General features: G+C 74.1%; 12 protein-coding genes. 3 read left to right on the forward strand and 9 right to left on the reverse strand.

All coding sequences use genetic code 11. The annotated features are described in order from the left end of the window. Positions 1-134: 134 nt before the first annotated feature. On the reverse strand, positions 135-617 hold the full coding sequence (locus VF746_02695) for a hypothetical protein (protein ID HEX8691325.1): 483 nt from the start codon (positions 615-617) through the stop codon (positions 135-137). A 112-nt stretch (positions 618-729) separates the two neighbouring features. After that, positions 730-1,551: a zinc ribbon domain-containing protein gene (locus tag VF746_02700; protein ID HEX8691326.1), complete on the reverse strand. Its 822-nt coding sequence runs from the start codon at positions 1,549-1,551 to the stop codon at positions 730-732. A gap of 167 nt (positions 1,552-1,718) precedes the next feature. On the opposite strand from VF746_02700, the gene VF746_02705 reads away from it, so the two are divergent. Further along, entirely contained in the window at positions 1,719-1,970 is a 252-nt protein-coding gene (locus VF746_02705) for a hypothetical protein (protein HEX8691327.1), read from the forward strand. Positions 1,971-2,114: 144 nt separating this feature from the next. On the opposite strand, the gene argR is transcribed toward VF746_02705, so the two are convergent. The 4 genes from argR to VF746_02725 all read right to left on the reverse strand — a co-directional run bounded on the left by argR (position 2,115) and on the right by VF746_02725 (position 6,980). Further along, positions 2,115-2,579 (reverse strand): arginine repressor, encoded by a 465-nt coding sequence (gene argR, locus VF746_02710; protein ID HEX8691328.1) that lies wholly within the window; start codon positions 2,577-2,579, stop codon positions 2,115-2,117. Positions 2,580-2,820: 241 nt separating this feature from the next. After that, a complete protein-coding gene (locus VF746_02715) occupies positions 2,821-3,234 on the reverse strand; it encodes a hypothetical protein (protein ID HEX8691329.1) in 414 nt (137 codons plus the stop codon). A 411-nt stretch (positions 3,235-3,645) separates the two neighbouring features. Continuing rightward, positions 3,646-6,000, reverse strand: coding sequence for a hypothetical protein (locus tag VF746_02720; GenBank protein HEX8691330.1), 2,355 nt, complete (start codon positions 5,998-6,000; stop codon positions 3,646-3,648). Between the two features lie 257 nt (positions 6,001-6,257). Further along, positions 6,258-6,980: a glycerophosphodiester phosphodiesterase family protein gene (locus VF746_02725; protein ID HEX8691331.1), complete on the reverse strand. Its 723-nt coding sequence runs from the start codon at positions 6,978-6,980 to the stop codon at positions 6,258-6,260. Positions 6,981-7,320: 340 nt separating this feature from the next. Here VF746_02725 and VF746_02730 point away from each other — a divergent pair, with 340 nt between their 5' ends. Further along, a complete protein-coding gene (locus VF746_02730; protein HEX8691332.1) occupies positions 7,321-7,584 on the forward strand; it encodes a hypothetical protein in 264 nt (87 codons plus the stop codon). Between the two features lie 66 nt (positions 7,585-7,650). Here VF746_02730 and VF746_02735 read toward each other — a convergent pair whose 3' ends face one another. Together VF746_02735 and VF746_02740 are read right to left on the reverse strand one after the other, a co-directional pair. Next, the gene (locus tag VF746_02735) at positions 7,651-8,940 is read right to left on the reverse strand and encodes a tetratricopeptide repeat protein (protein ID HEX8691333.1); all 1,290 of its coding nucleotides are present in this window, start codon (positions 8,938-8,940) and stop codon (positions 7,651-7,653) included. Positions 8,941-9,630: 690 nt separating this feature from the next. Then, a complete protein-coding gene (locus tag VF746_02740) occupies positions 9,631-10,068 on the reverse strand; it encodes a hypothetical protein (GenBank protein HEX8691334.1) in 438 nt (145 codons plus the stop codon). Positions 10,069-10,501: 433 nt separating this feature from the next. Here VF746_02740 and deoC point away from each other — a divergent pair, with 433 nt between their 5' ends. Continuing rightward, positions 10,502-11,521 (forward strand): deoxyribose-phosphate aldolase, encoded by a 1,020-nt coding sequence (gene deoC / locus VF746_02745; protein HEX8691335.1) that lies wholly within the window; start codon positions 10,502-10,504, stop codon positions 11,519-11,521. Positions 11,522-11,612: 91 nt separating this feature from the next. Here the strand turns inward: deoC and VF746_02750 are convergent, their stop codons facing one another. Continuing rightward, complete coding sequence (locus VF746_02750; protein HEX8691336.1) at positions 11,613-12,773, reverse strand: DUF4157 domain-containing protein; 1,161 nt, start codon at positions 12,771-12,773, stop codon at positions 11,613-11,615. Between the last annotated feature and the right edge of the window lie 251 nt (positions 12,774-13,024).

Raw genomic sequence — 13,024 nt, forward strand, 5'->3', positions numbered from 1 at the left:
TGTCGCAGGGTGTCGCGGGGTGTTGCAGGGCGGCTGAAGCCGCGGCAACAACGGCAGAAAGCCTCGCAAACCGCGCGAGGCTCCACATTCAATCGACGATGGGCGCCGCGCTGCCAGGCAAGCAGCGCGGCGATTCATTTCCACTCACCCGGCCGGACGGCGGCCTCCACTGGTTCCGGGCGGGTCGGGTGCATCCGTTCGGCCGGCTCCGGGGCAAGGAGGAGGGGCGCGGCCATCCGCTTTCGTACCTCCTCGACGAAGAGGTAGGGACGTGGGGGCGTGATGAGGAACATGTGGCCGCCCCTGCGGCGGATTGCGACCACGGTCCCGCTCAGCGGGTTGCCGAAGCCGCGCTTCCCCATGCGGTTGGCGCGCCAGTACTCGCCCGTGCGGAGCAGCTCCTTCGTCGTGGCGACGCGCACGTCCCCGGGCTCCTCGACGTCGTCGAACGGCAGGCGGCTGATCCGCAGGGCCCCGAAGACGTAGGTGTCGATCCCCGATTCGGTCACGCGGTAGCTGAAGACGTGCCGCATCGCCCACACCATGCCCGCGATCCCCAGCGCGTTCGGCACGGTCATCAGCAGAAAGACGAGGATCTTCTCCCACATCACGCTCATCCCGCGTGGTACGCCGGCCGGAGCTCCGGGCCGCATCTTGGAGCGCACGGGCGCCGCCTGCCAGGGAGGCAGCGCGGCGCTCGTTCTGTCAGGCCGCCGGGGCGCGGGCGCCTCAGATGCCGCCGGTGGCTTGGACGGCGTGCTGGCGCATGGCGTCGAAGCCCTGGGCGTGCTCTTCGTACTCGGGGAGCTCCTTCGCGCGCTCGGAGTCGTAGGCGGCCAGGAAGCGGCGGTAGAGGGTGACGGCTTCGTCGCGCTTCCCCTCGCCCTCGGCGGCCTGGGCGGCGGTGTAGAGGCCGAAGAGGTGGCTGCCGCTCGAGGTCAGCAGCACGGTCGCCTCCTGGCGCACCGCCGGGTAGTTGCCCGCGAAGAGATGCAGCAGCGCCACGTGGTAGTGCCCGTCGGCGTCGAGCGGGGCCGCGCGGGTGTAGGCGGCCACCGCCATGGGGAGGAACTGGCGTGCCTGGGCGGTGTCGCCCTGCGCGGCGGCGGTCATCACCCGGTTGAAGAGGCGATCGGCGGCCTCGCGCGGGGTCATCGACGAGAGGTCGACGCCCGACGGGTCGCCGACGGGTGCGGGGGCCGCCGCCGCTCCGGGCGCGGGCTGCGCGAACGGCGCCGGCTGGGGGGCGGCCTGTACCGTCTGCTCGGGGCGGGAGCGGCCGCGGGGGATCACCAGCACCAGCAGCAGCGCCAGGAAGGCGGCGCCGGCCACGCCCCAGGGGAGCCACTGGCGCCAGTCGCGCGGCCCCGCGGCGGCGGTCCGCGCCCCCTCGGCCGCGGAGACGGAGGCGCCGCACTCGTTGCAGAAGCGCGCGCCCTTCGGCAGGGGGGCGCCGCAGCTGGGGCAGGCGCCGCTCAGCGGGGCGCCGCACTGGTTGCAGAAGCGTCCGGAGCCCTCGGCTCCGCACGCGGGACAGGTCTGGGTGGCCATGCGCTTCCCGCAGAAGAGGACGTACCACGGTTGCGAGCGTCCCAAACCTAAGCGGCCCGCGTACTTCGCTCAAGGATGCCGGTTCGCGCTGTCCGCCGGTCGGCACGCGAAATGCTTTTCAGGGTGGCCCCAAGGCGTCCCGGACCATTCGCCGCCCAGACCCGACGATGAAGCACGCAGCCGAGCCCGTCCCGCTTGAATCCCCGATGCCCTCCACCGGCACGCGCATCCTTCCGCTCCCGGTGGACGACGCCGGGCGCGAGGCGCGGGAGCAGCTCGTCCGCCGCCTGGCGGCCGACCGCCTGCGCGACCTGCGCGACGACGGGGTCACGGTGGCCTACGTGGCCCGGATGTACGGCGTGGAGACCGCCGAGATCGAGCGCCTGCACGGGGACCTGCTCCCCCTGCGCACCCGCTGAGCGGGGGACGGCCGTCCGCGTTGGTGCGGGCAAACACCGGTCACGGAAACGCCCGGCGAGCGGATCGCCGGGCGTTTTTTAGTGCGTGAGTGCGGAAGTGCGTGAGTGCGTTTTCCGAGCCGGACACCGCGCCCGGGGTCACCGTCAGCGGCCGGGGGGCTCGATGCCAGCGAGGTCTTCCAGGCGGCGGACGATGTCTTCGCGGTACGCGTCGCTGCGCAGGATGATGAGCACGGTGTCGTCGCCGGCGATGGTGCCCACCACCTCGGGCCACTCCTCCCAGTCGATCCCCACGGCGATGGTCTGCGCGCCGCCCACCAGCGTCTTCACCACCAGCAGGTTTCCCACGCCGTCGGCGCCCACGTACAGCGAGGGCATCAGCCGGGTGAGGGTGGGCGTGGGGTCGGTGACGCCGGGGGGGACCTGGTAGACGGAGCCGCCGTTCTCGTCGGGGACCTTCACCAGCCCCAGCTCGCGGATGTCGCGCGAGAGCGTGGCCTGCGCCACCTCGATGCCCCGCTCGGCCAGCCGCTCGCGCAGCACCTCCTGCGACGAGATGCGGCTGTCGCGGACGAGCTCGAGGATCACGGCGTGGCGCTGGGGCTTCACGGGGGCTCCGGCGGGAACGGGATCGGGCGTCCGCGGTGGACGGAGTACGGGGATTGACGGGGAGGGCGGCCGGAAAGCCGCTTCGAAACACTACTTCCGGGCGCGGGGCGGCGCAAGGCGGGGCCCTCACCCGGCGCCGCTACCGCGTCGCCACCCTCTCCCGACTGCGGGAGAGGGTACTTCGCGGGCGGCGCCGGAGCGGTGCGGACCGGGTGACGTCCCGCGCCCTCGGCGGCGAAGGCTAGAAGCCGGAGCCAGCGGCGGAGGCGTCGGACTCCTCGGGGCGGAAGTCGTCGCCGACCGCGGAGATGGTGAGCAGGAGCGCGCTATCGCCCGTGGAGCGGATGTCCTCGGCGTTGCCGGGGCCGAAGAAGAGGAGGTCGCCCTGCTTCAGCTCGTACTGGCCGCCCTCGTCGCGGTAGTGCAGGCCGCCCTCCAGCACCTGCAGCGTCATGGGGCTGTCGGCCTGGTGCGTGCCGATCTGCACGCCCGAGCCCACCGCCAGCAGCACCAGGCGGAAGCGGCCCGACTTGGCCAGCGTCCGCCCCGCGCGGCCGCTGCGGCGGTACGCCTCCTCGCGGCGCAGCTCGGCGAGCTGGGCGGCGAGGTCGAACACCATCGAGGGCCCCGCGAGGGGGCGGTTCAGCGACGACATCTCCGGCTCCGGTCTGCGTGTTGGGTCTTCGCGCGGCGCGCGCCGCCCCCGGCTTGCAAGGTCGGGACCGCGTGCGGTGGTGGCAACGGCGGAGTCCGCTCCGTGCTGCCGTTTTCGCACTAACGCACTAACGCACTGCAGTCCTGGGCATGTCCCTCCGCTGCGCTCCGGGCCGGGCTGCGCGCGCCGTAGGGCCACAAACAACGTGGCCCAACGGCGCCGGGCCCCGGTCGTGCCAAACCCCCGGCGCGCCCGTGTCCCGGCCCTCCGGGCGCGCATCCCTCATGCGGGTTTCGTCGCGCGCAGCGCCGAGGTGTTTCCCCCTCTCCCGCAGTCTGGGAGAGGGGAGCGCGGCCCCTGGTCGTGAGGAACGAACGACCGGGGCCGCGCGGGGGAGAGGGCCCCGCGCGCTCAGAACCAGCTCGTGAAGCCCACGTACCAGCGCCCCTCGCCGCCGTCGCCCGGCCAGACGTACTCCACCGCCACGGCGTCCTCGAAGAAGCTCAGGCCCGCGCCGTACGACCAGCGCACGCCGTCGGTCACGCTGGAGCCGAGCAGGAGGAGCGCCGGCGCCGACTCGTCGCTCACCTCGCTCCACCCCGCGTCCGCCGAGAGCGCGATGGCCGGGCGCAGGGGCGGGACCACGAAGAACCCCGAGCGCAGGAGCGGCTGGTTGCCGTACGGCGGCAGGTGCAGCAGCAGCCGCCCCCGCCCGAGCAGCGCCGTCGATCCCCCGAACTCGTTGCGGTCGTAGCCGCGCAGCCCCTCCACCCCGCCGAAGCGGTAGAGGAACTGCGGCGGCGCGGCCCCCATCACCACGCCCCCGTCGCCCCGCCCCAGCAGGCTCACGTAGCGCCCGGTGCGGCGGAAGGAGAGGAGCCCGGTGAGCTGCTGGACGCGGAAGTCGCCGAAGCCCACCTGCCCGCGCAGCGAGGCCACCAGCGAGTTGCCGATCGAGAAGGCGCCCGAGCCGCGCCCCCACCCCAGCTCGCCCTCCACCGCCGCGTGCGTCCCCGGCTCGGCCGGGGCCACGAGGGGGAAGTCGTTGGCGCTGGTGCCGAACAGGGTGCTCCCGGTGTTCACGCCCACCGAGTCGTGCCGCTCCCAGCGGCCTCCCAGGCGCGCCAGGAAGCGCCCCGCGCGGCGGGTGACCTGCAGCTCGCCCCCCGCGGCGTCGTAGTAGTCGCGCACGTCGTAGCCGGCCAGCGCGGCGCCCAGCGAGTACCCCAGGTCCCACGAGAGCGAGGGGCGGAAGGGCTGCATCCACAGGAGCCGCCGGTAGCCGGTGGCGGCCGCGATCCACTGCGGCGCCCCGGGGAAGGCCGGCCGCGGCGCGTAGCGGGCCGAGAGCTCGCCGCGCACGGCGCCCTCGGAAAACGCGTAGCCGGCGGTGCCGTACACGTTCCAGGTGCGCCGGTCGGGGTCGCGCGGCTGCAGGCGCATCCCCAGCCCCAGATAGGCGCCCTCCACCCGGTTGTAGCGGAAGAGGTGGTCGCCGCGCTCGTAGCGCAGCGACAGGCGCAGCGGCCCGGCGTCGGGGGCGGGGGGCGCCACGGCGGCCGCCAGGTCGGCGAAGTCGGCGATGTCGGCCTCGGCGGCGGGCTCGCCCACCGCCTGCGCGAACCCCTGGAAGACGCTGTCGCCCGGGACCAGCGCGCGGGTGATGCGGGCGCCGGGCTGCTCGGGCCGCCACCCGGTGTTCAGGTCGAAGTCCGACAGCGCGGTGACGATGCGGATCGCCGCCGCCCCGCCGAAGAGCGGCGAGGAGATCTGCAGCTCGCGCCGCTGGCGGTACGGCAGCCAGTAGCGCCCCTCCACCAGCCCGTTCTCCATCTCGAAGAACACGCCGGTCTCGGCCAGCGTCACCAGGCGCCCCTCGCGCTCGGTGAAGCCGAAGCGCGCCCGGGCGATCGCCGCGCGGTCCAGGTCGACCCAGAAGGTGCCGGCCACCGTCTGCTCGCGCTCGGTGCCGGCCACGCGCGGCCGCACCTCGACGGGCACCAGCGCGGTGACGCCCTCGCGGGTGCGCACCCGCACCGTGTCGCCCGAGGTGTAGCGGTAGAAGTCGATCCCCCGCCACGAGAAGGGGTGCACGGCGCGCGAGACGCGGGCGCGCGCGCCGGGGGTGGCCGAGAGGGTGAAGACGTCGATGGTGTTGCCGTAGAGGTGGGGCACCACCCAGGGCGCCTCGAGCATGGTGCCCACCGTGTACGGCGCGGGCGTCAGCATCCGCACCCGGTGCCCGCGCACCGTCTGCAGCAGCCCGCCGCCGCGCTCCCACTGCACCTGGCCCGCGAACTCGTCCACCGTCACCGGCAGCTCGCCGCCCTGCGCGCTGTCGGCGCGCAGCGACAGGTAGACGGCCGAGTGCAGGGTGGCCCGGTAGTCGGTGAGCCCCGCGGGGACGGTGACGCCGGCGCGGATCACCCGCTCCACCAGGGCGCGCGTGGCGGGCGCGTCGAAGATGGCGGCGGCGCTGTCGGTGAGCGCGGCCGGAGGGGCGGTGTCGGCGCGCGCGGGCGGCATGCGGCCGATGTACAGCGTGTCGCGCCGGGGCCGGGGCACGGTGTCGCGGCGCGCGGGAGGCGCGGGGGGCTGCCCGCGCGCGGTGTCGCGGGGGGCGGCCCGCGCGGTGTCGCGCCGGCCGAGGTAGATGGTGTCGGCGCGCGGGCGCGGCACCGTGTCCTGGAGCACGGCGGCGCGCGCGGTGGAAGAAGCCGCGCCCGTGTGCACGAGGAGCGCGGCGGCAAGCGTCAGCACGGTCATGGTCCGGCCCGGCTCGGGTGCCCTGCGCGCGCCCGGTGCGCGCGCAAGCCCGGCTGAGCCGGCAAGCGCCGCGCCAGGGCTAAGCCTCGACCGATTAACGGCAACCGCCTTTCTCACACGGAGGCACAGAGACACGGAGAAAAACCACGGCCAGGGACGAGTTCTGCCTTTGCCGTTCTCCGATAACTCCGTTGACTCCGTGTGATGTATTTGCCGGTCCTCTGTTTCTCCGTGTCTCTGTGTGAGTTCCAGGCAGTTCAGGGGCCGGGGGGTGAGACGACCTCGCGCAGGATGGCGGCGCCGCGGGCGGGGTGGTTGGTGATGAGCGCCTGGACGCCGGCCCGGAGCAGCTCGCGGACGCGGGCCGGCCGGTCCACCGTCCACACCACGGCGGGGAGGCCGGCGGCGCGCAGCTCGGCCAGGACCGGCGCCGTGGCGAGCGGGTGCTTGAGGCAGACGCCGTGCGCGCCCAGCCCGCGCACCACGCGCCGCACGGGGTCGTCCCAGCGCTCGGTGAGGAAATAGCGCGCGGCGCGCCGCTCCAGCCGGCCCACCTCGGCCACCACCTCGGGGAGGAAGGAGGAGAAGACCGTCCTCTCCAGCAGCCCCGCCTCCCCGATCACCGCGAGCGACGCGGCCTCGGCGCCCGCGCGCTTGAGCTCCACGTTGAGCCAGGCGCCCGCCGCGGCCGCCCACTCCGCCACCTCCTCCAGCCGCGGCACCGGCTCCCCGCGCGAGCGAGCGCGGGCGATCCGCTCCCACGGCAGCGCGGCGACCGCGCCGGCCGAGTCGGTCGTGCGGTGGAGCGTATCGTCGTGGATGACCACGGGGACGCCGTCGGCCGAGGGCTGCACGTCGAGCTCCACGCCGTCGGCGCCCTGCTCCAGCGCCAGGCGGAAGGCGGCCAGGGTGTTCTCCGGCGCCCCGGCGGGGGCGCCGCGGTGGCCGAGGACCAGCGGGCGGGGCGGGGAGAACGGCACGGCGGCGCTCCGGCGGCGGATCGGGACCGGGATCGGGCGGGCGAAGGCCCGACACGTGAGCCGATCCGGGACGCGGCCGCAAGGGCGGACCCGGCGGGAGCGGGCGGAGAGTCGACGCGACATCGCGGAGGCGGAGCGTTCGCCAGGTGATGCAATGGGGGCGGACAGGCACCGTTCCGGCGGCGGAGCGTGCGTTTCCGGCCATCCGGATGTACGCACGTTGACAGGAAGAGAGCGCAATCTGACGGGACGAAAGTGTACGAAGTGAACATGACGCCCCTAGGTTGGAGCGGGCGGGACAGCGGTCCCGCCGCATCGCCTTCAAACCAAGGAGCATCCCATGTCTCGCAAGCGAATCGTCCCCACCGCGCTCGCCCTGTTCGCCCTCTCCGCGTGCGGCGGCGGCGCCGGCCCCACCGCCAGCGACGCCGGCCTGCAGGCGCGCTTCTCCAGCGGCGGGGCGGGGACCTCCGGCGGCGGCCGCACCGGCGGCGGCACCGCCACCACGCAGGAGGAGAGCGGGGGCACGACGACGACCACCACGGTGCAGACCGACACCACCCAGAACGGCACCCGCGGCGGCTTCATCGGGTCCGGCGGCTGAGCCGCTTCCCGCGCGGCGGAGGCTGCCCGGAACGGCCGGGCGGCCCCCGCCTCCCCTCCGGGCCGCCTAGAACTCCGCGTAGTCCAGCGTGAGCGCCTCCACCAGGTCGGCCGCGAACGGGTGGATCTCGGGCTCCGGCCCGGCCGGGGCCGGGAGCCGCGGGGCCGGCGCCACGCGGGTGCGGCGCAGCGACTCCAGCAGGTCTTCGGCCGCGAGCCGCTGCTCCGCCTCGTTGCGCTGGATGGCCACCTTGAGCGCGTGGCTGGCGGCGAGCTGCCCCCGGTCGGGGTCGCCCAGCGCCGCCGCGCCCTGGGCCAGGGTGATCAGCGCCTCGGGGACGCTCTCGGTGTCCTCGTAGTCGTCCACCAGGCGCCAGGTGTCGGACCACATCTCCGCGAAGGTCATGCGGTCGCCGAGCCCCGCGGCGGCCCGGGCCAGGTTCGACACCGCCAGCCGCCGCTCCGCCAGCCGCGTGATGTGCGGCAGCGCCGCCCGGAAGACCCTGAGCGCGTCGGCGTACTTCCCCCGCAGCAGCCAGAAGCGCGCGACGTCGTGCGCCAGGACCACCAGCCGCGGGTGCCGGCGCCCGTAGGCCCGGAAGGCGCGGCGCGCCCAGGTCTCGGCCTCCTCCACCTGCGCGCCGTTGGCGGCCACGCAGAACAGGTCGTGCAGCGCCATCGGGCGCACCGACCACAGCCCGTTCCGCCGCGCCACCCGGAGCGCCTTGTAGAACCAGGTGCGCGCGGCCGGGTAGTCGCCGCGCTGGCGGTACAGGACGCCGAGCCCGATGCAGGCGAGCCCGTAGTCGTTCCAGTCGCGCGTGCGGCGGCCCAGCGCCAGCGCGCGCCGGAACCAGGTCTCCGCCCGCCGGTACTGCGCGCTCCGCCGGGCCAGGAGCCCCACCAGGTACGCCGCGTCGGCCCGCTCGGGCGAGGCGAGCGCCGCCGTCTGCGCCAGGGCCAGCGCCACCCGCGGCAGCCCGCTCTCCGCGGCCCAGCGCGAGACGGCGGTGGCCGCCGCGGTGATCTCCTCGGGGTCGGGCGGATGGCGGGCGTCGAGCACCCGGGTGAGCGTCTCCAGCGGCTCCCTGAGCGGCTTCGGCGCGCCGACGGACTGGATCCACTCGCGCCGGCGCCCCAGCGTGCCGTAGGCGAAGAGCCGCGCCCGCGCCTCGGGCGCGGAGGCCGCCCACATCTCCACGTCGCGCAGCGTCTGCCAGAGCACCACGCCCAGCCCGGTGCGCAGCTCGTCGACCACGTGCCAGCCGTCGAACGGCTCGTCGTGCTGCATGAGCGGGGGGGGGACCACCCAGCGGCGGGGAGAACGGCGGTTGCTCTCGTCTCGGGGGTCGCTCATCGGGCTCTCCAGGGGGACGTTCCTGTGCAGCACATCAAGGCCAAAAACACACGATAATTCAAGTACATTCGGCCCGCAATTGGACGAAGTGAACAAGTTCTGCCGGTGGCTACATAGGGGCGGTCATCGGCGTGTTCCGCTGGATAGCTGTCGGCTGGGGTATGAGGGTAGCAGAGCGTGCACAATCCGTACAAGTGCTCCACAGTCGGTCGCGAACCGGGAGGGCCGCGGGGGCGATTCCGGAGAGGCGGCGGCGGGCGTTACAGGAAGTCTTCAGGGGAGTGGCTCGGGGGGATCACCGGGCGGCGGCGGCGCGAGTGCCGGAAGACACTCGCTGGAACCACGGAAAGCCTTGCAGAACCCGCGAGGCTTCAACCGCCTCCCGCACCGGGTTTCATCGTGTGCAACGCAGCAGATGATACCATTTGCAGAGGATCGTTCGTTCGGGATCGAGATCCATAACCGAATGTCTCACACGGAGGAAACGGAGTTAACAGAGGACTGCGGGGTTCTCTGTTGACTCCGTTAACTCCGTGTGAGGCTTTCGCCGTTCGCCGGAGGGATCAGAATCCATCCAGAACTATCCCTGGAGATTTTGTATGGGAGGCCCGCCGCAAAGCGAAGGACCCTCTCCCGGGCGTGCCGGGAGAGGGTCCTTCCGCTTCGTCGGCGCCGGCCGCGCGGGGCGGCTTACTTGCCGAAGGTGCCGAGGCCGTAGCGGCAGGGCTCGGCCGAGCAGTCGGCCATGGTCACGCGCACGCGGAAGGTGGCCGTGCGGCGCGGCGTCACCTCCACCAGCGGGTAGTCGTCCGCCGCGATGTCCTGGTCGATCTGGTTGCCGGCGGCGTCGTACAGCGTCAGGTCGAGGTCGCTGCAGTCGTTGTCGCACACGCCCATGACGGCGTACTGGGTGCCCAGCTCCAGCCGCATCGTCACGTCGGCGGTCTCGCCCTCGTCGAGCGAGCCGGTGTAGATGTTGTGCGTCAGCTCGTAGCCGCGGTTGGCGAGCTGCTCGCCGTACCCCACCAGTTGGCGGCGGACCTGGCGCACCCACTCGTCCTGGGTGGCGAAGGCGGCGGTGGAGACGACGACGGCCAGACAGGCGGCGGAGAGCACGATGCGCTTCATGGCAGTTCTTCCCGGTCTGAGAGGTGAGGGGAGGGGTTCAACCCGTGCGGGGTGACAGAACGACGGGGGGCGAACGGGCCGCCCGGGGTGGTGGGCGGCGCGAGGCTGGAGAGTAAAGCTGCTACGCAACGCCGTTGCTGTCAATGGGATCATCCATTCCGACAGGTTCCGTGTTCCGTGGAAAGTGCGAAAGTGCGTGAGTGCGTGAGTGCGCGAGTGCCCGGGAGTTGCAGGCTGTCCCCTGTCCCCCTGTCCCCCTGTCCCCTGTCCCCCTGTCCCCTGTCCCCTGTCCCCAGTCCCCAGTCCCCTGTCCTCTGTCCCCTCACCTCCCGCGGTACGGGATTGGCGGCGCCGGGCGCGGGGCGTATCTTGTTCGGCCCGCGGGGGCGAGGCCCGCTTCCCGCGCGCGGCACCGATTCCCCGACAGGCCACCATGGCGACCACGGCTCCCAACCAGCTCCGGGCGGTCCCGGCGGGCGCGCCCGCCGAGCCCGAGCCCCTGCACGAAGACCGCAACCCCGGCACCCCGCTCGACCTGGACTGGGTGGCGCAGGCGCGGGCCAACCGCAGCGCCATCGAGCGGCGCGCGGCCACCGTCGGCACCCGGCGCACGGTCAAGAAGGAGTGGCAGGCGGCCTGGCTGCTGAAGGCCGTCACCCTGATGGACCTCACCACGCTCTCGGGCGACGACACCGCCGGCACCGTGCGCCGCCTCTGCGCCAAGGCCCGCCAGCCCGTGCGCGACGACGTGCTGGAGGCGCTGGGCGCGGCGGACCTCCCGGTGCGCTGCGCCGCCGTCTGTGTCTACCACCGCTTCGTGGAGGTGGCCGTCGAGGCGCTGGCCGGCTCCGGCATCCCCGTGGCCGCGGTGTCGACCGGCTTCCCCGCCGGGCTCTCGCCGTTCCGCCAGCGGGTGGAGGAGATCCACGCCTCGGTCGACGCCGGCGCCGGGGAGATCGACGTGGTGATCACCCGCGAGCTGGTGCTCACCGCGCAGTGGGAGGCGCTCTACGACGAGGTGCGCGCCTTCCGCGAGGCGTGCGGCCCGGCGCACCTGAAGACGATCCTGGCCACGGGCGAGCTGGCCACGCTGCGCAACGTGGCGCGCGCGTCGCTGGTGTGCATGATGGCCGGCGCCGACTTCATCAAGACCTCCACGGGGAAGGAGAGCCGCAACGCCGAGCTCCCCGTGGGGCTGGTGATGGCGCGCTGCATCCGCGAGTACCGCGAGCGCACGGGGCACGAGGTGGGGCTCAAGCCCGCGGGCGGCATCCGCGCCGCCAAGGACGCCCTGGTCTGGATGCTGATGATGAAGGAGGAGCTGGGGACGCGCTGGGTGCAGCCCGACCGCTTCCGCTTCGGCGCCAGCTCGCTGCTCACCGACATCGAGCGCCAGCTGGAGCACCACGCCACCGGCCGCTACTCCGCCGCCCACCGCCACCCGATGGGGTAGCCTCCCGGTTCCGCCCCGATCACGAGCGCGAACGACCCTCCCCGGCTGCCTGGGGAGGGTCGTTCTCATCTCTCGCCAGGCGTGGCGAGGCTCAGCTCACCACGCCGTGGCCGCGGACGTCGAGCCGGCCCACGTTCCCGCCGCCGGTACGGATGTAGAGGTGATGCCTCCCCGCAGGGATGTTCGTGAAGGTCTGGGTGGAGGTCTGCTCGGGAGTCCCGGGGCACTCCTCCGCGATCCCCTGTGCCCCCGCCGGGAACTGCTTGATCGGAGCCTGGTCGTCCACGCTGACCGGGTACGGACCCGCGCCCTCGCACCCGCCGCCCATCCAGCGCGCGGTCAGCGTCACCCGGATCCGGGTGCACGGCGACCTGATGAAGAACAGGACCGGGGGATAGAGGTTGCTGATCGGCAGCCGCGGCACGCCGATGGTGCCTCCGCAGCCGCCGCCCTTCTCGATCCCCTCCGCCGGTGGCTCGGCCCCGGCGTCCGGCGCCGCGGCGGCCGGGGCCGCGGCGGGCTCGGCGGGGGCCGCTTCCGCGGTTTCCTCCGCCGCCGGGTCCACGGCGCGCTGGAGGGCCGCGCCGGGGGAGCCGCCCTGCTGGACCACGTGGGCCAGCTCGTGGGCCAGGAGCCGGCGCCCCTCCGCCGTTCCCGGCGCGTAGCGTCCCGCGCCGAACACCACGTCGCGCCCCACCGTGTAGGCCAGCGCGTTCACCGCGCGCGCCGACTCGGCCGCCGGGGCGTCGTCGTGCACGCGCACCGCGCCGAAGTCGCGCCCGAAGCGCGTCTCCATGAACGCGCGGTCGCCCCCCTCCAGCGGCCGGCCCGGCGCGGCCAGCGCCCGGTGCACCGCCGGGGGCGCCGCCCGCGCGGCCGGCGCGGGGCCGGCGGAGAGGCGCTGCAGCTCCAGCCGGCGCGCGCGGCACGCCGCGCACTCCCCGCCCGCCCCCGCGTCGCCGCCGCAGGCGCACTTGCGGCGGAGCGTCCCGCCCGCGGCGCCCGGCGTCCCCATCACCGTCTCGGCCGCCTGGTCGGCGGCGCGCTCGGCCGGGTCGTCGGCGCGCCCCACGGCCAGCCGGGTCTGCAGCGGGAGCGGCGCGAAGTACCAGTCGCGCGGGGGCGCCGCCGCGTCCGTCGCCGGGCGCAGCGGGATCGACGGTCTGCCGTGCACCTGCGCGGGGGCGCGGCGGGCGGCGGAGGGAGCGGGAGCGCGTGCCGGCTCGGTGGGGCGGGACTGGAAAGCGTGCATCGGTCCTCCTGGCGGGCGTCCGGTGCAGGGGCCTTGCAAGATGTGTGTCCGGGCCCGGGTCGCACCAGATTCCCGTGCGCTGCGGGCGTGGTGGGGTGCTACCACGGGCCGCAGTGGCTCGGCCGCCGCCGTGCGTCGTCCTCCGCTCCCTGCCTGCCCGTCGCCGCGCCGCGTACGCCGGCCGTTTTCCCGAAGATCTTCCGTAGCAGCAACGTAGCAGTTGACGACCGGCTCCCCCTTCCCACAGAATT

Origin of the sequence: Longimicrobium sp., assembly GCA_036389795.1 — a bacterium.
Lineage (GTDB): Bacteria > Gemmatimonadota > Gemmatimonadetes > Longimicrobiales > Longimicrobiaceae > Longimicrobium.

Bases quoted from the DNA above. Each gene is read 5' to 3' on its own strand.
- VF746_02695 (HEX8691325.1), bottom strand. From the start codon at position 617: ATGAGCGTGATGTGGGAGAAGATCCTCGTCTTTCTGCTGATGACCGTG.
- VF746_02700 (HEX8691326.1), bottom strand. From the start codon at position 1,551: ATGGCCACCCAGACCTGTCCCGCGTGCGGAGCCGAGGGCTCCGGACGC.
- VF746_02705 (HEX8691327.1), top strand. From the start codon at position 1,719: ATGAAGCACGCAGCCGAGCCCGTCCCGCTTGAATCCCCGATGCCCTCC.
- VF746_02715 (HEX8691329.1), bottom strand. From the start codon at position 3,234: ATGTCGTCGCTGAACCGCCCCCTCGCGGGGCCCTCGATGGTGTTCGAC.
- VF746_02720 (HEX8691330.1), bottom strand. From the start codon at position 6,000: ATGACCGTGCTGACGCTTGCCGCCGCGCTCCTCGTGCACACGGGCGCG.
- VF746_02730 (HEX8691332.1), top strand. From the start codon at position 7,321: ATGTCTCGCAAGCGAATCGTCCCCACCGCGCTCGCCCTGTTCGCCCTC.
- VF746_02735 (HEX8691333.1), bottom strand. From the start codon at position 8,940: ATGAGCGACCCCCGAGACGAGAGCAACCGCCGTTCTCCCCGCCGCTGG.
- VF746_02740 (HEX8691334.1), bottom strand. From the start codon at position 10,068: ATGAAGCGCATCGTGCTCTCCGCCGCCTGTCTGGCCGTCGTCGTCTCC.
- deoC (HEX8691335.1), top strand. From the start codon at position 10,502: ATGGCGACCACGGCTCCCAACCAGCTCCGGGCGGTCCCGGCGGGCGCG.
- VF746_02750 (HEX8691336.1), bottom strand. From the start codon at position 12,773: ATGCACGCTTTCCAGTCCCGCCCCACCGAGCCGGCACGCGCTCCCGCT.